The sequence below is a fragment of the Candidatus Dependentiae bacterium genome, from assembly GCA_013821315.1.
GTDB lineage: Bacteria > Babelota > Babeliae > Babelales > Babelaceae > JACDHA01.
The window spans coordinates 93417-115465 of sequence record JACDHA010000001.1 but is presented as its reverse complement, the minus strand read 5'-3'; the positions used below and the strand labels follow the sequence as shown (position 1 = coordinate 115465).

Below are 22049 nucleotides of genomic sequence, written 5' to 3'. Positions count from 1 at the left end.
GAGTATACACTAAAGCTCCCTTATAAGCCTCTTTAAATATTCTTGTAATAGCTTTATAACTATCATCACCTGTATCTTCGTACTTTCTCTTCACTAGACTAAAATAGGGCTTAATTTCCTCTGGTCTTAAAGGCAATTTACATATTAATAGAGCCAACACCAGAGCTACATACGGTTTATTAATCATCTGATCTAAAAGCTCTTTAGTTGCGTTATTTTCAACTTGCTCTACTACCTCTAAATACTCTTTTAAAAATTGCACACTCTCATCTTTTTGGCCCCTATGAGCTAAGTCTAATGGTGTTTTACCTTCATAAAACCTAATATAAGGAAAGTTCCTCACAGCTTCGCTATCAATTTTAATAGCAGCTGAAGGATTAACTCCTTCATTAAGGAGCATGTGTACTATTTTTGTATACCCATACAGTGCAGCTATGTGAATAGGTGCAACTGGCAAAGTTACTGGTGAATACCCGGCACCTAAACTTAAATGTTGGCTATATACAGCATCTGGACTCACTCCTGCTTTTAAAAGCAATTCAACTATACCAGCATTACCAATGCCAACAGCCCAATGCAGTAAAGGCTCCTCTTGAACTTGAATTATATCACTAAAAGTAGAACAGTTATTTTGATTAGCAGACTTATTAAGAAATAGTTTTACTAAATCTATATATCCTCCACAAACAGCTTTTCCAAGCAAGCTATTTGGCTTATAGTACCCTACTTCCTCTTTAGATGGAGCTAAAACGGCTCCAGCATCAAGCAGAGTATTAACGGCAATTAGATTACCTTTTTCTGTAGCTTGATGTAAAGCTGGTGATAAAAATAGATTTGATTGAGGGTCACTCTTATCTAAATGAGCATGAGTATTGATCAGCAGTTTAAGAAGCGCATGATTGTTCTTTACAACTGGAGTCTTTAAATCATGAGCAGATGGTTGAGCACCATTTTCAATCAATAGCTTTACCAAAGGAGTATTCTTTTTAGCAGCTTCAGCTTTAACAGCTTCATGAAGCGCATTATTATACTCGATAATAGTTTCTTCATCATTCCTGCCATTCTTTTTTAAGAATTTTAGAAATATTTTTATTATAGCAAGGCGATTTTTCCGAGCAGCCCAACAAAACGGTGTAACTCCCTTATGATCAGTCAGAAATAAAGATGCGTTATGCTCAAGTAGCAGTTCAACTACAGCAGCATGACCATTTTGAGCAGCTTTATGCAGAGGAGTATAGCCAAAAATTCCTGCTTCACCAACTTTGGCACCATTTGCAAGAAGCAATTTAACAATATCAGTTTTACCATGTTCAGCCGCTTTATGCAGCGCTGTATTATTACGGCAATCAGCAGTATCAACCTGAGCACCATGCTCAAGAAGCAACTCTACAACATCTCTATGACCACCTTCAATAGCTATGCTCATTGTTGTATGAGAATTACGCGACATTGTTGCTTGAACACTTGCACCTTGCTTGATCAATTGCTGAACTTGCTTGATATTGCCTTTTTTACATGCTTCTAGGAGAGCTTTATCTAACTCTTCTTTATTAGCTATAACCATAAGCGGCATAAGCAATAATGCTATAATGATTTTCTTCATGCAAAAATATTCTTTCTTTTAAATAGCAGTATATGTATTATAATTTATTTAATCTAACATACTATTAAAATTTGTATTTGTCAAAATTAAGCACCAGAATCGCTCAGCATATTTTTCTATTAGTGCGCATTATCTAACTATTTCTAAAATTTCTAGTCAAGCTACCAAAAATATTTTTTCTTTTACCCATGCTATACTATATTGTCTTGAACACCCAATCACCATACTAAAGCATTGAGCTTTGCAGTGCTTTAATAACAAGCATCGTTTTTTAATCTAAGGATATTCTTATGAAAAAATATATAGTACTCTTTAGTGCTTTATTTGCACAACTACACTGCATGAATCATCAAACAGCACAATTACAAGAATTAGGAGAGCAACTAAAGCAAGCTGCCTATAAAGGAGATGAAACTCTAGTTAACCAATTACTTAGAGGTGGCGCCGATAAAGATTATTCTGATGAATATGGCCGAACAGCCCTTTGGCTAGCCTGTACCCATACCCGCCTGAAAGTGGCACTTGCTCTACTCAATGCAGGAGCTAATCCCAACAAAATCAATAACGTTAATCGTGGACCACTGTGTATGACATGCATTGCTGATAGTACAGAGAGAGCACAAATAGCTCGAGCGCTCCTAGCTGCTGGAGCCAATGTACACCAACCTGAAGGTAAAGGCTTAACACCGCTACACGAAGCTTGTCGTAGTGGCGCTAAAGAACAAGTTAAAATTCTGCTTTATGAAGGTGGCGCCAATCCATTTATTAAGGATTATTTAGGTAAGACAGCCGTTCAATTAGCTGAAGATACAAGTGTGCATAATAGCCCAGAAGATATAGCTAACAAACGCATTATCGTAGACTTGTTAAATAATTATTCACCATTTTTTATGCAAGCCCATCTGTGTCCAACTGAAAAACTACTAACAACAGTTATTGAAAATGGCTACTTCTATTTAACTAAACAAATCTTAAAAACAATGTCCCAAACAGCCCAACAAATAAATGAGTATGGCCAATTAGCATATACTGGCTATAAAAAAGATCTCGAGATACGCTATAAACTCATAGGTCGACTACTTAAAAATTATGCTCAAGCTCTCCGCGTATTACCAAAACTAAGTCCAAAAGAAAAAGACGCCATGTTACCCCAAGACTTAGTACCTCTTATTATTAAATACACGCTGTGATATCTCCTCGACCTAAAGGAGGAGGCTTCTCGCTTCATAGGGCGTAGCTTCAGATAACACCAACTTTAAAATTACACTCGTCTATTAAAAGCAAAAGTTTCTACATTAACTTGTAAACTTTTGCTCTCTTCTTTTGTATGAATAGAAACCATACTCATGCGACACAATTATTGCTTACTTGAAACAAAACGGCGATATTAGATAGCCTATTAATTACCACCCCAAAGCTCTAGTTACTCAAAAAAATAGAATAAAAACCAAAACGCACCTTCCATAAGGCGCTAATATTAGAAAAATCAAGTATTTTTTTTCTTATTTAGTGTATTCTCATTATTAAGAACAGCGTATATATAACATCAAAAAAAGGGGAGACTTGACGAGGAGTTGTAAAAAAATATTTACAAGTTATAATTAAATATAGTAAATAGTATATAAACCCTTTAATAAACAATTGAGGAAATACGATGAAAAAGTATTTTTTTACTTTATCTTCTCTTCTGTGCTCACTTTCTCTTGCAATGCACGATCAATCCACAACGCAAGATCAACTTAACAAGCAACTACTAGCAACTTGCTCTATCGGTTTAATTGAAGAAGCGAGAGACCTTTTACAAAAAGGCGCTCAGGTTAATACACAATCACCACTCAATGGCTATACGCCACTTCACTATGCACTTTGCGCACAATCTCCCCAGCTTGTAAATATGTTACTTGAAAATGGCGCCAATATTAACCTTAGAAACACTGATAACAAAAGTTCTCTTGAGAACGCTCTTGATCTTAACCAGCCAGAACTCTATGCTACGCTCGATACTTATCCCAACACTCTTAAAGACACGATAAATAACCCTACTGAAGACACTTTTCTTACAGCAGTACATTTTGGCTGGTCTAACATTGTAGAGTACTTACTAAAAAATAATAGTATTATTTTGCCTCATGAGCACGTTGCACAGTATATACAATACGCAAAAATCAGATATAACAAAACAGGCCATAAAGAGTATCAAATTATAGAAGAAAACCTACTTGAATACACTCTTTCTCACTATGAAAGTGCCTCTGCAATAAAAACAAATACCCAAAAACTTGCACTACAATTAAAAAAACTTAAGAGAAGTATTAAAAATAATGCTATCAAAAAGAGAAATAGCAAAGCTCGTCAATCTATACATTAAAAAAAGAACAAGTAACTTCTAAAAGGGAATATACTATGAACATAAAAAAATGCCTGGTTATCTTTTCTCTCTTTATATACGCTGATACCCTTGGCGTGAAAATAAACTTTAACATTCAAATAAACCAACTCAACATGCTGCTCTTAGAAAGTACAGCTTATGGCTTAGTTGAAGAAACTAAAGAAATACTTAGTAAAGGCGCGCATATACAGACCCAGTCAGAGGAAAATGGAAATACTCCTCTTCATAATGCAATTCAACATGGCACCCCTGAGCTCATAAATCTTTTGCTAGAATATAATGCAAACCCCTTAGCAAAAAATCACCAAAACGAAACACCCTTAGATAAAGCTGTTATAAATAACAAACAAAACTTAGTAACACTTTTAGAACTTTATATTCAAGTTAGGCATGAAGCCATTACCCAACCAAGTCAAGACACTCTTCTTAAAGCAGTACACTTTGGGTGGCCTTACATAGTAGAATATTTATTAGCAGAAACAAATGCCATTAACTTGTCAAAAAAAGAAGCTACTCTTTATATAAAAATGGCTGAAGCTCAATACAAAAAAACAAGAAGCAAAGCGTACAAAAATATAAAGCAAAATATAAAGTCGTACCAAATCAACCGCCACCCCCTTACTCTTGCTTTAGACAAGATATTACCAATAATATTGTCGTGATAAACTAAACAATAAATTTAGTACTATACATAGTAATACATCGAAGGACCACTATGAAAAAATGCGTTTTTATCTTTCTTACACTTATAAGTTCTCTAGTTTTTGGCATGGACCAGCAATCTATTCTTCAAAAAATTGAGTTGAATAAACAATTGCTCATACAGGTATCTTCATCTAACACTCAAGCATGCAAAGAGCTTTTAAAAAAAGGAGCAGATATCAACACAAAATCTGCACTAGGTAACACTCCTCTTCATAACGCAATAGCTTATGGTAATCCTGAACTCATAAATCTATTACTAGAGCATGGAGCCAATACAGCCATACAAAACAACGAAAATAAAACAGCTCTTGACATTGCAACCACTTATAACAAGCCAGAGCTCATTGTTTTGTTAGAACTCTACCCAAAAACTACCCATGAAGCACTTACTAATCCTACTCATAATACACTCCTCAAATCCGTGCACTTAGGATGGGCTCGTATAGTAACCTATTTGCTCCAAGCAAATCGACTTGTCGTTACACAAGAACAGGCCCAACAATATATAAAATTAGCTAAAATTAGATATGAGGCAACAGAAGATACAAGTTATATAGATATTGCAAAAATCATCAATGACCATACTCCTGTTGAAAGCAACATGGTCATGACTTTAAATAAAATTACCTATACAGCTGAAAATAAAATCAAAAAACTAAAATGGGAATTTCTTAAGGCAAATCTAAGTATCTATAAGCAATTAAAATAACTGATTAAAATATAATAAAGCGCGCAGATCACTCTCTTATACAGTACTAACAACCAGTAGCGCGCTCTTTCTATAAAAGAGATTCGTATGAAAATACCACCCCTAGTACTTTTATGTATAACAAACCTAACTGTTACCAACCAAGCATTAAAAAACTCTCTACCTGATCCTTCTTTATATACCGTTAGCAAAACAATTTCTTTAGGCACCTACATTCCAGAAGATATTACTAAGTTTAATGGTATTAGCGTATCAAAAAGAATACTACCTGATCTTCAACGGCTGTTAAAGGCTGCAGACAAAGATGGCTTAAAACTAAAAGTAGTTTCTGGTTACAGAAGTTATATCCAACAACAAACTACTTTTAAAAGCTGGACCACTAAAGAACTTCAACGCCACCCAAGCTGGACACAAGCACAAGCAGAACAAGAAGCAAATACCTATTCAGCTAAACCAGGACATTCAGAGCATCAACTAGGCACTACCGTAGATATACTTTCAAGCGAAAACAACTACCATTTTTCAGCTGATCCCAAGCTTAAGTATGTTGCGTGGCTTGAAAAGAACTCCTCAAAGTATAACTTTAAAATTAGTTATCCTAAAACCCAAACAGAGTATACTTATGAGCCTTGGCACCTGCGATGGCACCCTCACTAAAAGCAGCTAAGCGCCTTGTTTTTATTTTGTTTTAAATAATATATTATTGACAAATATAAAATAAATATCATAAGATTATAGTTAAGACACATTGTTCTAACTGCCAGGATTTTATGAATAAAAACAACGTACTGTATGTCATTGGGCACTTACTTTTATTTCTTTTTAACGTATCTGTATATGGTGAAAGTAAAAATGCTTCTGTATCTACCAAACAAAAAATAGTAACTACTCTTGGTAATACAGCTCAAACTATTAAAGATAAAGTATACCAAGCGGGCATTACAGTAAGTAAAATTCCAGGAAAAATAAAAGAAACGGTCTCTTCGAGCGCTACAGCAGCAGGTGACTTTTGTGTTAATTTACTGCCACGCAAAGATATTGTTGAAATACTGCAACAAGTAACGAGCAAAGATACTTTTTCTGATAGACAAGCATCCGTACGCAGAGAAACTACGTTGCCATTAGCAGAAATCAATTATTTACAAGCTCGTAAAGAGATTACCAAATCAGCCCTAGAAAAATTAGTAGGTCGGCCCTTAACTGATAAACAAGTACCACGCATAGCATTTGCCTTTAGTGGCGGTGGTTACCGAGCAATGATAGAAACCCTTGGAGGCCTCAAAGGTGCTGAAAAAACCGGGTTGCTTGATGCAACTACCTATATAACGGGTCTTTCAGGTTCTACTTGGGCAATAAACCCGTGGATTTTATCCGGACAATCAGTTGCCAGTTACTTAGATAGCTTAAAAACTAAAATAAATAAAGCGATACCTAAATATTTACCAACAGATAAAGAAAGCATAAAACAATTAGTGGGACTCATACTACGTAAAAACCTCTATAGTGAGCATATAGGACTTACCGATTTTTATGGTGCTTTACTGGCCAATACATTACTTCAGAACGTGGTCAGCCAAAAACAATTTGCTACACTTTCTGCTCTTGTGCCTAAAGTAGAAACAGGAGCCTATCCTCTGCCTCTTTCAACTGCTGTTTTAGGTACACCTGGTAAATCAAACGTTTGGTTTGAATTTAGTCCTTTTGAAATAGGCAGTGATCAAGAAAAAGCATTTATCCCTACCTGGTCGTTTGGCAGAAAGTTTTCTAATGGGTTTTCAGTCTTAGTGCCATCTGCTTTGTCACGTCTACCGAGCTCTTCTACAGTGAAAAATATCGCCTTACAACAGCAACCGCAACAAACACTAGGCTATCTAATGGGTACTTGGGGATCTGCTTTTGCTTTTGACTTTACAACCGTTATTCGTGTTTTTTTACAACTTATCATACATGACTGTGGCCTATTAAAACTCATAAATCCTCAATTAGCTAAAGAACTTATACAACTATCTAAAGATGCACAACAAGCAGAGCTCCTAGAAAAGAAATTTTCAGCAGTTGTTCGCTCAGGTGCGAGTATTGCGTTAGGCACAAGCAGAACTGTATCTCTTACAACTGCTCGCTTAGGCGCAGCTAAAGTATTTAATTTTATACCTCAACAGGAGAATACACTTCTACCCTTAGTTGACGGCGGCTACGATCAACTCGTTACTGGAGAACGCCTCAATATAGCTATTTTACCTTTACTAGCACCTAAGCGAGCAGTAGACCTTATTATTATACTTGACAGTTCAGGCGACCTTGAAGGAGCACCAGCTTTGAAAGCAGCCGAAGTACGCGCTAAGGCCCTTGGACTACCCTTTCCAGCTATACCAAGCTACAAAGATATAGCTCGCAAACCATTAAGTGTATTTTCAAGTACTACTGCGGGGGTACCTACTATTATATATATGCCAGCAATTAAAAATAATGCTTATGATCCAACATTTGATCCCTTAAAAGTAACCTATACTTCTACACCTAATTTCAACTATAAACCACAAGAAACTGATAAACTCAGCGGGCTTACACAGTTTATTTTTGAGCAACAACATAAAGCCATTCTAGACGTAATTGAAAAGCTTATTGCCAAAAAAGCTCTTCTAATAAATAATTAAACTTGTATACCTATAAAGATTTAATACTATAAAAAAATGGTATACTATCCTTTTATAATTACAAGAAAGGCTTTTATATGAATCTTATGTTTTTATGTCTCTTAAGTATTGCTTTTAATCTATCTAGTATGGATAACGACAAAGACTCTAGTACCCAAAAAGATACCCTTACTATTCCCTTTAAGACACAACTGAGTATTACTCAACAGGGTGCACACGAGCTTGAGCCATTCAAGCTTTGGTTTAATAAATGCAAAGAATTACCTACTTATAAAGAACTTATCACAAACAACACTCTCGCAAAAGACAAATATGCTAGTGATCTACCATCATTAGTTTCAACATTTATTCAGTTTGTGCAGGTTATCAAGCAAAGCTCTTTAAGCAATCCACGTGCATGGTTAAACAACGCTACTCTTTGCCAATCAGACAGTTATTTTTTTAACATTGATAGACACGGTTTTGCACCTTATGTACAAAAACTAATTGTTCCTTCAGGCTCAACTATAGCATTACATGGTGATTTACATGGCGATATTCATTCTCTTAACGATTACCTAGCCTATTTACAAACTCAAGGCTATTTTGATTCAAATAACGGTTTTAAAATTATACGCCCAGATTTTTATATGCTCTTTTTAGGAGACTATGTAGATAGAGGACTGTATGGCCTTGAGGTACTATACACTCTCATGTGCCTTAAGATTGCCAATCCATTACAAGTGCATCTAATACGAGGCAACCACGAAGATCCAGCTCTTAATATAACTCACGGATTTTTCTCTGAGTTCCAGCGCAAGTTCAGTTCTCGCCATACAGATTTAGAGCTACAAACTCTTATGCTCTATCTATCGAAAATGTACGACTTTATGCCTTTAGCATTGTATCTAGGATCCGGCAACCCCACTAACGGTACTCATGATTTTATTCAATGCTGCCATGGAGGAATAGAAATAGGTTATAATCCACGCAAACTCTTAGCTACAGTAGAAACTGAAAAGTATCAACGATTAACCGATCTTAACCGCATAAGCCAAAGTAGCCTTCTTGATCAAAAGCTCTTAGATAAAGTATCTTTTAAAGACACTATGCTTCTTCAAACAAAATCATATCAGGATATAGGATTTTTGTGGAATGACTTTATAGTTGACCCACAAGGCACTATAGAGCCATCGTTAACCAGAGGTCCCAATATTTATAATTTTGGCAAACAAGCAACAGGCCAAGTTCTTAACAATGGCTCTGGCAAAACCCACACTTTACGAGGCATTTTCAGAGGCCACCAACATAATCATTGCTGGCAACCGCTTATGGAGCTTATTCTTGACCGCTACGGCCTGCATCCAGAAGATAGAGGCGTTGGCAAACTATGGCGCGATACTACAACGCAGAATATGAAACTGTGGGACGGTATTGTCTGTACTTTTTTAGTCTCTCCGGAAACAGGTTATGGTACTCCTAACGGTGACTATCCAGGATTTAGCTATGATGCCTTTGGCATATTAAAAACTGCTGATACCTTTGACCAATGGGATTTAACAATGCATTATACCGGTCTTTAATAAGTTTCGCTTTTAGTTAAATAGAGTATACTAAAATAATATAAAAACTTTTTCTACAAGAAAGCTCTTACGTTATGAGTACTAAATTACCTAATATCAAAACGCACTTTGGCGAATGGTACAATGAAGTCGTCTATGCTGCTGAACTTGCAGACCAATCTCCTGTACGTGGTTGCATTGTTATCAGACCCTATGGCTACGCTCTGTGGGAAAATATTAAAGATATACTGGATAAAAAAATAAAAGATACAGGTCATCAAAACGCACTCTTTCCGTTATTAATACCTGAATCGTTTTTAAAACGCGAAGCACAACACGTTGAAGGCTTTGCGCCTGAAGTTGCAGTGGTAACGTTTGCAGGAGGCAAAGAACTTGAAGAGCCTTTGGTAGTACGCCCTACCTCAGAAACTATCATACACTACATGTTTGCGCGTTGGCTTAAATCATGGCGGGATTTGCCTATTAAAATCAACCAATGGGCAAACGTAGTTCGTTGGGAAATGCGTACGCGTCCTTTTTTACGTACAACTGAATTTCAGTGGCAAGAAGGCCACACTGCACATGAAACATACGAAGAAGCTAAAGCAGAAGTAGAGCTCATGCTTGAGCAATATCGTGACTTAATAGAAACTTACTTAGCTATTCCTATAGTACCTGCACGTAAACCAGACAGCGAACGTTTTGCTGGCGCTGATATTACTTTAACAGTTGAAGGTCTTATGCAGGATGGTCGTGCATTACAGATGGGTACGTCTCACATGATATCCCAAAGTTTTGCTAAATCATTTGACATGACGTTTCAAAATCGTGAAGGCGTTACAGCATACCCATATTTAACAAGCTGGGGTGCCACTACACGTTTGATAGGCGCAGTAGTAATGGTACACGGTGATGAAAAAGGTCTTATATTGCCACCAAAGATAGCACCTGTTCAAGTGGTGATTATACCTATATTACGCGCAGATTCTAAAGACCGTGTATTAAATGCTGCTCATCAACTTGCTCTTGACCTTAAAGCTACAACACGTGTAATAGTAGATGATGAAGAGCATACAACACCAGGGGCTAAATTCTACAAATGGGAGCTCAAGGGCGTTCCTTTACGCATAGAAATTGGGCCACGAGATCTGGAAAAAAACCAGGTAGTTATAGTTGATCGCTTGCTGGGCACTAAAGATATAGTGGATCTCTTTGACATTCAAACTAAAATAGCTGAGCGGCTTAAACGCTTTCATGAGCAATTATTTGAACGAGCTCTTTTGTATCGTGAAACTCTTTGGTTTAAAAAAGCCAAACTGGTTGATTTTGAAAAAGATTTAGAATCCAAAGGTGGCTTTTATCAAACAGGCTGGTGCGGTAGCATTGAGTGTGAAAATCTTATTAAAGAGGCAAAAGCAACTATACGCTGCGTGCTTGATGAAAACTTATTTCCTACCTGTTTTAATTGCGACAAAGAAAGTGCTAACGATATATTAGTTGCAAAAGCATATTAACTTACAGTACAGTACTAGAAGTAGCTATGCTACTTCTAGTAGCTCTAGAGAGTATTAGGGATCATAAGGGGCGAGCCCCTTATAAAATAGATTAGTTAATTAGTTAACTCTTGGGCTTATTAAAATTATTGGTTGCTTATGGACAATGTATTAGTAGGATTTGAAACATTTTTGATCGAGCATACAAAATTATCAGAGCAAAGTTACCGTTCTTATAAAAAAGATTTGGCTGAGTTTATAGAGTATCTTGAGTATAAAAACTGTAAACTTATAGAAATCACTGCTAGCCTGCTAAATGACTATTTTAGCTTACTTCACACCAGACAGTTAGGCACTGCTACAGCAGTACGTAAGTTTTGTGTCTTAAAGTTATTGTGTACCTATTTACATAGTAAGTGTAATCTACCAGACTTAAGCTTTGTAGTACCAACGGATAAAAATGTACCTTTTCTTTGTTCTCCTGAAACAGTACAAACTATATTACATACATACAAAAACAAAAGCTTTGAAGAGTATCAGGAATTACCGTATAGAGAACTGCGCAATTTTACTTTACTTTACCTGCTTTCGTATACTTCTTTAACTATCAATAAGTTAGTACTTTTGAAAAAAAACAACCTGTGCCCTAAAACATATACACTACAGTATGCTTGCCCCAAAACAGGTAGTAAAACCATAGATCTCTCGCCTGCGTTTTTTAGCGCTCTTGAAGTGTATTTACAAAAAATACCTTTTGTATCAGAATATCTTTTTGCACTCCAATCGGGAGGTAAAATTAAGCCTTTTTCACGTCAAGCAGCTTGGGTACTTGTCAAAAACATGTTAGAAGAAGGCACTAAAAAAAGACCTCTTCCTGAAAGCTTTACTCAATTGCTTGATGATGATATTAAAGAACTCTATAAAAAACATCCACGATCTTAATATTCTTGCTATACGCAGTGAGTCTCATTCACTCTTTTAGTGGCTTATGATATACTTACTTATCTAATGCCTTAATTTTCACACCATTATTAGTGTAGTAATCCATGGATAAAAAATTTATTGTTGATCAAAAATTATTGTTAGGCCTGTTGTCTTCTATGCAGCCTATATGTTCTAAGCGTACGGCTTTAGATGCTACAAGCTCAATACTCTTTCAAGTAAGTCATAAAGAATTAGTGCTTAAAAGCACCGATTTAGAAATTAGTTTACAAACAAGCTGTACTCTTGAAGAAAGCAACTTAGTTGAAAGCTGTTCTTTTTTAGTATCAGGTAAACGTATTTTTGAAGTAGTAAAAGAGCTTGAAGGTCATATTGATTGTGAACTTACTCAAAGCCAAATATCTTTACGCGCTGGTGCAGTTAATTTAGCACTTAATATAAAAGATGCTCAAGAATTTCCGCCCTTTCCTGAACGCATTGAAAACCTTATGCATCTTGATGCGCCGCTTATGCGTACGCTGCTTGATAATGTAGCTTTCTTGATACCTCAGAATAATGCTAATCCTGCTCTTAATGGCCTACTTCTAGAAATAGGCCCTGTAGGTTTAACTATGACAGCGACCGACGGCCATTGTCTTGCGCAAGTTAACACTCAAAATACAGTATTACAAGAGGCACGCCATTGGCTGCTACCTCGACGTGCTATATTTGAACTTAAAAAGATTTTAGAAACGTCACAAGACGCTACACTTTTTTTAGGTGTCTGCGGCAATCAACTCGTCTTCTCTGGTGAACTTTTTAATTTTTTCACCAAGCTCCTTGCAGATCAATTTCCTCAGTATCGGGCTATTTTAGATAAAACAGCATTTTTACCAGCTACTATAGAGCGATCTCGGTTTATTAAAACGTTACGTCGCTCAACCTGTTTGCTTTCTGGGCAATTTATAGCAACTAAATTTTCATTTGCTCAAGAACATGTACGTGTATCACTGCAAAACAAAGAAGTGGGCACTCTAGACGAGCAGCTACCTGTACAAAGCCCGCACGAGCATGGTATCGACATACGGTTTTATGCCCCTTATTTGCTCAGTGGCATTCAAGAGTTTTCTGACAGTGATATTACTTTTTATCTTAAAAATGGCACCAGTCCCATTATCTTTGAGTCTCATACAAACGAATTTCGTATGACCTACTTAGTTATGCCTGTATCGCCTACCTTAGGTTAACGCTAAGCAACCAGTAAGAGTTAAGACTTAAAGGGGCACGCCCCTTTATATCCCCCATAAGATTAAAAGCCAGATCATAATGATCTGGCTTTTGTATTAAACTCTTTTTAAGTCCTTTAGGGATCACAAGGGACCCAGGTCCCTTATATATTAGTTTCTGTTTTTATGGTATACTAAAGTATATAAGCTAGTTAGAGAGTAAAGAGTGAGAGATTTGTGCGTATCCTTTCAGTAGACCTTAAGCATTTTCGTTGTTTTAGCTCCCTACACATTGATTTTAATAGCTCTGTAGTACTCCTTACAGGATCCAATGGAGCAGGCAAAACATCGGTACTAGAAGCACTCCATTATGCTTGTTATCTTAAATCGTTTAAAACCTCAGTACCAAAAGAAATGGCTCAATTGGGATCAACTGGTTTTAATGCCACTATAACCATAGCATCAGATGCTGTATCTCTTGATATGCTTTCTGTATCTTTTGCACATAATCGCCGCACAGTAAAAATTAACCAAAAAACAGTAAGCTCCTTTAAAGAATTATATGGCCTTTATAAAGCTATTACTATGACAGAAGAAGATCTTATGCTCGTTAAAGGGTCACCCAACTTGCGTAGAACTTTTTTAGATCAATTTCTTACGCTCCTTGACCCTGCTTACGCCTTAATACTCCGTAAATACAAACAAGTTCTTGATAATCGTAACGCTTTACTTGCTCATTATAAAGGCGATCATGAATCTTATCTGCTTTGGACTGAGCAGCTCTGGCATCTTTCACGTATTTTACAAAATAAACGTATTGAATTATTACATACACTTGAAACTCAAGCTCTTAGTTTAAGTGGTCCAGTTCTAGGTGCTGAATATAGTATAAAGTTGGTATATGAATATGCACGGCCTTACACTATTACTACGCAAAAATCCGGTGCCGATTTTGTTTTTTATTACCCTGCTCTTTTAGAACGCGAACTCTATCAAAAACGAACTCTTTTTGGAGCCCATCTAGATGATTTTACTATTGAGTTTCAACAAAAATCATCCCGCATTTATGCTTCTCGAGGACAACAAAAGCTTATTGTATTTTTACTTAAACTTGCTCAAGTTACTATGCTTAATCAACGGGCTCACAACTCAGTTGTTTTTCTTATAGATGATTTTATGACCGATCTGGATACGACTAAAGCAGCCGCACTTCTTGAACTTCTTATTCCCCTAGCAGCACAAACTGTTATAACCTCCCCTGTACGTCACAGTTTTCTTGAACAAGAACTTTCTAAATATAATGCTACGCATAATGAGCTTTAAGATAAGCAATTGCCGCTAAGAAGATAAAGGCACAGCGTACTGAGCAATTATATGTACTATCTCTTTAGGAATCTCACCTAGAGATTCGCTAGGGCTTAGAGGAAACATAACCCGCTTATTTCCTAACACTTGCTCGGTTATTGTAAAATTCAGCCGCGACAAAATATATATTAAAAAACAACGTAATGCGTGCTGTTGCAAATGCTTACCTAAGACCTGGTAACTTTTTTCTTTTGTTTTTGTATATCTTTTTTTAGCTATTTTATTACACCGTTCTACTAGCTTAACCGTAGGAGCTAGTTTTTGTAATACCTGTAATGCTAATTTTAGATACCCTCTATCAATAAGCGTATATAAAAGTGCCTCTGTAGGCTTAACTTTTATCTCATCTATCGTAATTACATACTCTTCTAAAAGTTTACTAAGCACTTGCTTATCTTCATATATAACAGTTTTAAGTTGATCTAAAGCAGTTTCACCGGCATTGTTTTGAACAAAAGGGCATGCGCCAGCTTGAAGCAATAATTTTACACATTCTGGACAATTGCTGCGTATTGCCCAATGCAATGGTGCATTACCCTGTATATAACGTGGACTTGTAGGATCTGCACCAGCCTCTAAAAGAAGTTGTACAAGTATACTGTTTTTCTGAGTAATTGCTGTAAGCAACGGTGTTAGGCTATCATTTACATACCTGAAGCCACACCCCGCACCTTTAGATAACAATAACTTTACTAACGGTATATGTTCATAAAATACCGCTCTGCCTAGAGGCGTTCCTCCCTGTTTATTTACATAACTAACAGAAGCTCCTTGAGCTATAAGCTTTTCAGCTTCTTCTACATTACCAGACTCTGCTACATGAAATAATTCCTCACTATATAATCCATTTAATACATTTAATTGCACTATCATGAGAATTAAAAATACGAGACTTTGCGCCATAGCTCTCCTTTGTTAATTATAGTATATTATCTATTTATTATTTTCAATAATAGATCAATATTTATAATTAGAATCCATAAATCTAGCGGCTTAGACTATTTTTAAAACTTGTAGCACCAAGCATTGTATGGTTTTATAGGTAAAAAATGTAAAACGCACTTAAAGTCAGAAGTATTTTAAATTTAGAGAAAATTTCTTATCTATTACATGAGATCATCAGTCATACATAAGAAAAATGGCTTATCTACAACGTAATTGCTCTAAATCTATTTGACATTTTTGAAATATAGTCCATAATTAATAATAGTTAAGGGCAAAATTCTTAACATTAACTTAGGCTTCATTACTACTCTCCTTTTTTCCACCGTATTGGCTTTTAGTCAATACGGTGGTTTTTTTATGCCTTTTTTTCTAGCCTACAGATAAGAAATTACCAAAACAGGAATCTGTTGGGTAAATTTTAGAGAGACCAATAAGTGAATAAACTTCTTAAACCACTTAACCTGTTCTAATACAGGAGAGAGCTCAATAATTAATAGGTCATAATAAAAATGGGTAAGAAGATACGCTTCAGTACCATCAGTCTGCTGGGTATAATGTTCAAGCTCATCATAGATATTTTTAATAAGCCCCTGATTAGGCTGAGTAACTAAACCAAAAGATGTATTTGTGCGCGCGTATAATATTCCACAATTACTACCAGTAAAATGTGTAAGTGTTTGTAAAAACTTAGTTATAAAAACAACGCCCGCGTCATGATGCTTTACTTGTATCTCATGAAGTCCCGGTTCTAAAAAAGACTCCTGAAGGTCTACAAGAGCACCTTCAGACAAACAACTTTTATACAAATGCTTCATCTTATAAAACTCCCCCTTCTAAAAAGCTCTCCGCTTGTATAAGCAACTGTATCTAAAACGCATAACCAAATGCAACACTATGCTCGCAGAGACGCTTTCCAAACACCACATAATGTAACGGCTAGAGCATCAGTTACATCAAGTTTGCTTGGCATACTCATTGTAGGAAAAAGACGAAGTATAACACGAGCGACCTGCTCTTTTTGAGCTGCTCCAAAGCCAGTAACTGAAAGTTTGACTTCACGTGGAGCAAATTCATGTAAAGAAAGAGTGTATTTTGAGGCAAGTAGATAGAGAATACCGCGCAGGTATCCTAATTTAAGAAATGTTTGGGCATTTTTACCCAGAAAAGGAGTTTCAAGTGCGATATGAGTAACCTGCCATGTTTCAATTTTTTGTACAAAAAAATCATAAAAAAGAGCTATCCGAGCATCAAGAGGTTTACAGCTTGGTAAATTAAGACAGCCATAGTCAAGTAAAAAGGCTTTGCCACCTTCTTTTTTAAGTATGCCAAAACCAGTAGAGGTAAATCCAGGATCAATACCTAATACTACCATTAACCACCCTCTTCTATAACATCTCTAAATAACGTAAGATCATTTTGAAAATGAAGTTGTACCATACCCGTAGGGCCATTACGCTGTTTGCCAATAATTAATTCAGCAAGTGCAGGGTTTTCCGTGTCCGGTCTATAGACAATATCTCGGTATAAAAACATAATAACATCAGCATCTTGTTCTATAGCACCTGATTCACGTAAATCAGAGAGCATAGGACGCTTATCTGTTCTACTATCAACCGCACGAGAAAGCTGCGATAAAGCTACAACAGGTATATTAAGCTCTTTAGCCAAAGCTTTTAATGAACGTGAAATCTCTGATACTTCCTGATGGCGATTTTCATACTTACGCGTACCATGCAGCAATTGTAGATAATCAATAACTAAAAACTGTAAGTTGTGTTCCATTTTCAACTTCCGAGCTTTAGCACGAATATCAGCAATGGTTTGTGTCGCAGTGTCATCAATAAATAATTTAAGTTGTGAAAGCTCTCCTGCAACTTGAGTAAGGGTTTCCCATTCTTCTGAGCTCACATTGCCATTACGAATTTTACCATGCGACACACCCGATTCAGCTGACACTAAACGGAGCGTTAACTGCTCTGCAGACATCTCAAGAGAGAAAAAGCCCACCGTAAAACCTGATACAGCAGCATAACGGGCTAAACTCAGTGCTAATGCTGTTTTACCCATCGAGGGACGAGCAGCAAGAACAATAAAATCACTATTTTGAAAACCAGAAGTCGCCTCATCTAGCTTTTTATATCCTGTTGGAATACCTGTAATACCCTTAGCATGCCCCTTAATATCAGATAAATGCTGAAAGGTTTGCTTTATCCAAATACTTAATTGTATAAAATTTTGCTGGGCCCGCTTTTGCGATATCTTAAAAATTATACGTTCAGCTTCATCCAGTACAGCTTCAATTTCTTTTTCATTTTGGCTGTAGCAATTAGTAATTATCTGTGTTGCTGAAGATATAAGTTCTCGTAGAACAGCTTTTTCTTTTATAATACGTGCGTGCTGCTCAAGAAGCCCTACAGAGGGAATATCCTCTTGTAACGAAAGCAAATACATTACTCCGCCTATACTGGCTAAATGGCCCGTTTTTTCAAGTTCATCTTGAAGCGTAATAATATCTATGCGTTGTTTACGAGATTCAATAGACAACAAGGCTTCATAAATAGTTTTATGGGCAGGCATATAATAGTCATCAGGCACGAGTATTTCGCTTACTGTATCTAACTGACCGTTATATAAGAGTAGCGATCCAAGAACTGAGCGTTCAGCCTCCACACTAAAGGGGAGGCTTCTACCAAGTAGCTTTTCGGTTGCTACAAGTGACTGTTTATCGTAATACGTTTTTCTTTGCAGCATTATGCTCGTGGCCCTTGGCTTTCTGGCATAATTTTTAGTTTTAACGTAGGTTGCAACTTAGAAGAGAGTTTTATAACCACTTCGTAGATACCTTTGGTTTTAATAGCTTTTCCAAATTCTACTTGGTTTTTAGAAACACTTACTCCTTTAGCTGCCAACAAATCTACTATATCACTTGCGCTAATAGAGCCATAGAGCTTGTCACCATCATGCATTTTGCGCTTAAGAACAAGTTCAATAGATTTTATTTTTTCTGCAAGCATTGAAGTTTTACTTTCAACTACTTCCTTGCGATGTTCTATAGTTTTAACTTTATTAGCAAAAGAAGACTCATTTTGAGGAGTAACTTCTAAAGCAAGCTTTTGAGGAATTAAAAAATTACGAGCGTAGCCTTCTGAGGTTTTTATAATCTCTCCAGCAATTCCTACTCTCTCAACATCTTTGAGCAAAAATACTTTCATGAGGTTCTCCTTTTGATGCTATCTAAATTACTGTTCAGGTATCTAAGTATAGACTAAATTTAGATTTAGCTCAAAGTTCAACAACAAAAAATCTTATAATTCAGCCGTCCCTTATACATAGCTATGAAATATTGTTTTAGATAATGAAAGAGTTGTATAGTTAAGCGGTCTTTCTAACACATATTCATAGAGTAACAGATTTATCAGTTCAGCATTTTCATTAGTTTCTGTTGATTGTTTGTTATTAATAATAACTATCTCTTGTAAATTCGGGGAAAAGCGTATACGCGGCATATGCTTTACCAAATAACGAATACGCATAGATATATCTACTGTTTGCCTTAAAGGTAATTGAGCGAATTTATCAGATGTTGGCAATACTAAAGATACTTTTCCCGTATAACCTGACAACTGCAAAGACTGTTCAATGATTACACGTAGCTCAGGCATGATAATTTTAAAAAAACGCTCCACAACCATACTTGTATTATCTTTAAAAGTTAGCCCCAAATCTGCAAAATAAATCGGCAAATAAGCAATAAGCAATTCATCTATACAGTGCTTTTTACATAAGACAAAAAGCTCTCTATAAGAATCGGCAAGATACTCTCTATCTAAAAAGTCATTTAGAGCGAGCTTGTTAAAAGAAGAGAGAATATACCCATTCTTTTTTAGGTAGTATGTAGGATGCGGGGTACATCCTATAATTCCTAAGCGGCGCGTAGACACTTGAGGAATAAAACAAGTTGCTTGCTGAATACTAAAAGCCGTATGAGTATTATAAGAAAATTTAAATACATATATACTCAGCAGCAAAATACTGCTGAGTACAAGAAAATTCTTAAAATAATACATTAAGACACCTTACTTTGCAAATAATCCAACAAATCCGGACAAATAAGAACGGACTCTCTTATTTGCGTAGGTGCTTTAGGTAGTTGTAAAACATAAGGCGTAAAAGTTCTCGATCGGCTTCCTTGTCTATATAATTTGAGCTCTTGCACTTGCACATAGGGGGCCTCCACTCCTCTTTTATAGAGCTCTGTAGCAACAGGTTGTATTTCTTCAGCTATTGGATTAACTAGAATATAACGGTGAGCAGACAAAGAAGTATCAAAAAGCAAGTTGTAAAGCAACGAAGCAATAGTAATATTTTTAAGCTCAGGCTTATATTCTACCTCAAGCACTTGTTTAAAATAAGAAAGCGGCGGTATAACAATAGTTATATTTTGCACACAACAAGTACTATTTAAGGTTACACTCTTTAGTAAATTCTCATAAATATCTTTATAAAAATAAGCACTTCTAAGCAAAAAATAATATACCTGCTGCTCTGATAAAAGACCGTTTTTATAAAAAGATATACAATCATCAAAATAATGAGGAAAGAGGATATGAAGCAAAGGAGCTGTACTACTTTGTAACAGAGTAGCAGCATTTTCAACAATAGCAGCAGTATCTATAGCGCAATTAAAAAACAGATCAACCAACTGATCAAAGGGCATAGTGGCAAAATAGGTATACATATTTTCATAACCTATATTAAGCCCTAGCTCTTTAAAACTACGTTTTACTTTTCGGCTAACAGTTTTTAAAAGCCTGCTTTTTGCGCGTATACCATTTAAGCCTTGTATATGTTCACACAATGTCTGCTGATATTTAAGCATAAATGAATAACGTGGTGTAGCCCCAAAAATTGCTATACTAGTAGGATTTGTAGGTAAATGATACTGCAAGCAGTCATTTTGATTATAATCGACTAGTGTTACTTGTGCTGAATAAAGAGAGAACGCTGTTAGAAGGCATAGAGTTATTATAAAATGAGAGAGTAATTTCATGATTTTTATCCTTATAATTAATTTTTATAGTGGTAATACAGTGCCGATTAGCTTGTAAAAATACGATTAACTTGTATATGGCCGGAGGCCACCACCAATAAAAAATGAAATAAAAATAAAAAAGATAAAATAATATAAAAAAAGAATGGTTAGTATGCAGGTCGCCAGGGAAAATGACTGCAAGAACTAAGAGATGTGTAAGCTTTAGTAGATAGGGTAAATAAATACATAGAAGTTCCTTTAAGTACTACAGTTAGTAACTACTATTACTAATCCTAAAACAAATTCTCTTATATTACAAGTAGTTTAAAGTATACCATACACTTTATCTCAAGTTTACGTTCCAGTTGCTGCGCTTAAATAATATCTGTGCTCTTTGCTTGCTAATAAAAGGCAAATTTTATAGAGTCAAAACCAAATGATCTAATCGATACTAATTTTTATCGATACTAATTTTTATAGTATAAGGAATTCTCTTGAATATTCGTAGCATCTCTTTATATTTTATCACTATTGGATTGCCAAACGCTTATAGTTATAGCTTACCTGCAGTTAATCTAGGATTAACTAACTTTCTTGATGGTGGTCCCATTAGATCAGCACCGGGCTGGTATTGGCTACAGTATGGTCGCTATTATCATGCTACACGATTTCTTAATAATCTCGGAAAACCACTTGGAAGCCCATTGTTACAATCACCAAGCTTTACACTTATATCTACGGGAATACAAGGCACTTACCAATCGCATAAAAAAGTATTATTTGGAGCATACGGTGGTATTGATGTATCTATACCCTTAGTATTACAATCCAAAATAAGCAAAAGTCAGCTTGGTCTTACGAGTAGCGGTGCCGGCTTTGGCAACATAAATACAGGTCTTTATTTACAGTGGGAACCTCTCTTTATACACGGACGCCCTTTTTTTGTGCATAGAGTAGAATTTGCAGCATCATTTCCTGCAGGTAAAAACAGAGAGCCTTTTCAAACCATTAACCCAAGCACTAGCTTTAAGTTTATTAACCCTTATTGGGCAGCAACACTTTTTGCTACGCCTCATGTAGCACTTTCTTGGCGTTTGTATTATTTATGGTCAAGCACTTCACACAAAACAGGCCTCAAGCCGGGCGATGCTGTACATCTTAATTATGCTGCCGCTTATGGATTACTTAAGAATAAGCTCTTTATTGGCCTTAACGGCTACTTCTTACAACAGCTAGAAAATAATAAGGTTAAAGGACAAATCATGCCTAACAGTTGTGAACGTGTACTCGGAATTGGGCCTGGCGCTGTCTACTTTGTCTCACAGGACAACATACTATTTGCTCACTTATATTGGGAGAAGTTAGTACGCAATCGACCTCAGGGCAAAAGCTTCGTTTTAGACTTTGTTAAGCATTTTTAACCTAGTGCATGTTAAGTTATAAAGCCCACTGTGACGTAATACTAC

At 36.1% G+C, this 22049-nt stretch carries 20 protein-coding genes; 12 read left to right on the top strand and 8 right to left on the bottom strand.

Annotated elements, in window-relative coordinates:
• A partial coding sequence (locus H0X48_00580; protein ID MBA3953803.1) for an ankyrin repeat domain-containing protein occupies positions 1 to 1603 on the bottom strand: 1603 nt, incomplete at its 3' end.
• 290 nt (positions 1604 to 1893) lie between these two features.
• Between H0X48_00580 and H0X48_00575 the strand changes: the two genes are divergently transcribed.
• The 11 genes from H0X48_00575 to H0X48_00525 all read left to right on the top strand — a co-directional run bounded on the left by H0X48_00575 (position 1894) and on the right by H0X48_00525 (position 14564).
• On the top strand, positions 1894 to 2793 hold the full coding sequence (locus H0X48_00575) for an ankyrin repeat domain-containing protein (protein ID MBA3953802.1): 900 nt from the start codon (positions 1894 to 1896) through the stop codon (positions 2791 to 2793).
• Positions 2794 to 3257: 464 nt separating this feature from the next.
• Positions 3258 to 3971 carry an ankyrin repeat domain-containing protein gene (locus H0X48_00570; protein MBA3953801.1) on the top strand — a complete coding sequence of 238 codons (714 nt, stop codon included), beginning with the start codon at positions 3258 to 3260 and terminating at the stop codon, positions 3969 to 3971.
• Between the two features lie 35 nt (positions 3972 to 4006).
• Positions 4007 to 4654, top strand: coding sequence for an ankyrin repeat domain-containing protein (locus tag H0X48_00565; protein ID MBA3953800.1), 648 nt, complete (start codon positions 4007 to 4009; stop codon positions 4652 to 4654).
• A 53-nt stretch (positions 4655 to 4707) separates the two neighbouring features.
• Entirely contained in the window at positions 4708 to 5406 is a 699-nt protein-coding gene (locus H0X48_00560) for an ankyrin repeat domain-containing protein (GenBank protein MBA3953799.1), read from the top strand.
• Between the two features lie 87 nt (positions 5407 to 5493).
• Positions 5494 to 6063, top strand: a complete 570-nt coding sequence (locus H0X48_00555; GenBank protein ID MBA3953798.1) for a D-alanyl-D-alanine carboxypeptidase family protein — start codon at positions 5494 to 5496, stop codon at positions 6061 to 6063.
• A gap of 113 nt (positions 6064 to 6176) precedes the next feature.
• A complete protein-coding gene (locus H0X48_00550; protein MBA3953797.1) occupies positions 6177 to 8060 on the top strand; it encodes a hypothetical protein in 1884 nt (627 codons plus the stop codon).
• Between the two features lie 77 nt (positions 8061 to 8137).
• Entirely contained in the window at positions 8138 to 9622 is a 1485-nt protein-coding gene (locus tag H0X48_00545; GenBank protein MBA3953796.1) for a serine/threonine protein phosphatase, read from the top strand.
• A gap of 74 nt (positions 9623 to 9696) precedes the next feature.
• Positions 9697 to 11115, top strand: coding sequence for a proline--tRNA ligase (locus H0X48_00540; GenBank protein ID MBA3953795.1), 1419 nt, complete (start codon positions 9697 to 9699; stop codon positions 11113 to 11115).
• Positions 11116 to 11253: 138 nt separating this feature from the next.
• Positions 11254 to 12036 (top strand): site-specific integrase, encoded by a 783-nt coding sequence (locus H0X48_00535; GenBank protein ID MBA3953794.1) that lies wholly within the window; start codon positions 11254 to 11256, stop codon positions 12034 to 12036.
• 104 nt (positions 12037 to 12140) lie between these two features.
• On the top strand, positions 12141 to 13262 hold the full coding sequence (gene dnaN, locus H0X48_00530) for a DNA polymerase III subunit beta (GenBank protein MBA3953793.1): 1122 nt from the start codon (positions 12141 to 12143) through the stop codon (positions 13260 to 13262).
• A gap of 216 nt (positions 13263 to 13478) precedes the next feature.
• Entirely contained in the window at positions 13479 to 14564 is a 1086-nt protein-coding gene (locus tag H0X48_00525; GenBank protein MBA3953792.1) for a DNA replication/repair protein RecF, read from the top strand.
• A gap of 15 nt (positions 14565 to 14579) precedes the next feature.
• On the opposite strand, the gene H0X48_00520 is transcribed toward H0X48_00525, so the two are convergent.
• The 7 genes from H0X48_00520 to H0X48_00490 form a co-directional block, all read right to left on the bottom strand.
• Positions 14580 to 15509, bottom strand: coding sequence for an ankyrin repeat domain-containing protein (locus H0X48_00520; protein MBA3953791.1), 930 nt, complete (start codon positions 15507 to 15509; stop codon positions 14580 to 14582).
• Positions 15510 to 15925: 416 nt separating this feature from the next.
• Positions 15926 to 16366 (bottom strand): hypothetical protein, encoded by a 441-nt coding sequence (locus H0X48_00515; protein ID MBA3953790.1) that lies wholly within the window; start codon positions 16364 to 16366, stop codon positions 15926 to 15928.
• Between the two features lie 77 nt (positions 16367 to 16443).
• Positions 16444 to 16923, bottom strand: a complete 480-nt coding sequence (locus H0X48_00510; protein ID MBA3953789.1) for a crossover junction endodeoxyribonuclease RuvC — start codon at positions 16921 to 16923, stop codon at positions 16444 to 16446.
• Positions 16923 to 18302 (bottom strand): replicative DNA helicase, encoded by a 1380-nt coding sequence (gene dnaB / locus H0X48_00505; protein MBA3953788.1) that lies wholly within the window; start codon positions 18300 to 18302, stop codon positions 16923 to 16925. Before dnaB ends, H0X48_00510 begins: the two co-directional genes overlap by 1 nt.
• A complete protein-coding gene (rplI, locus tag H0X48_00500) occupies positions 18302 to 18763 on the bottom strand; it encodes a 50S ribosomal protein L9 (protein ID MBA3953787.1) in 462 nt (153 codons plus the stop codon). The genes dnaB and rplI overlap by 1 nt, the downstream gene beginning before the upstream one ends.
• Before the next feature lie 111 nt (positions 18764 to 18874).
• Entirely contained in the window at positions 18875 to 19618 is a 744-nt protein-coding gene (locus H0X48_00495) for a hypothetical protein (protein ID MBA3953786.1), read from the bottom strand.
• A complete protein-coding gene (locus H0X48_00490) occupies positions 19618 to 20601 on the bottom strand; it encodes a hypothetical protein (GenBank protein MBA3953785.1) in 984 nt (327 codons plus the stop codon). Before H0X48_00490 ends, H0X48_00495 begins: the two co-directional genes overlap by 1 nt.
• A gap of 476 nt (positions 20602 to 21077) precedes the next feature.
• Here H0X48_00490 and H0X48_00485 point away from each other — a divergent pair, with 476 nt between their 5' ends.
• Positions 21078 to 22004, top strand: a complete 927-nt coding sequence (locus H0X48_00485; protein ID MBA3953784.1) for a transporter — start codon at positions 21078 to 21080, stop codon at positions 22002 to 22004.
• The last annotated feature ends 45 nt before the right edge of the window (positions 22005 to 22049 follow it).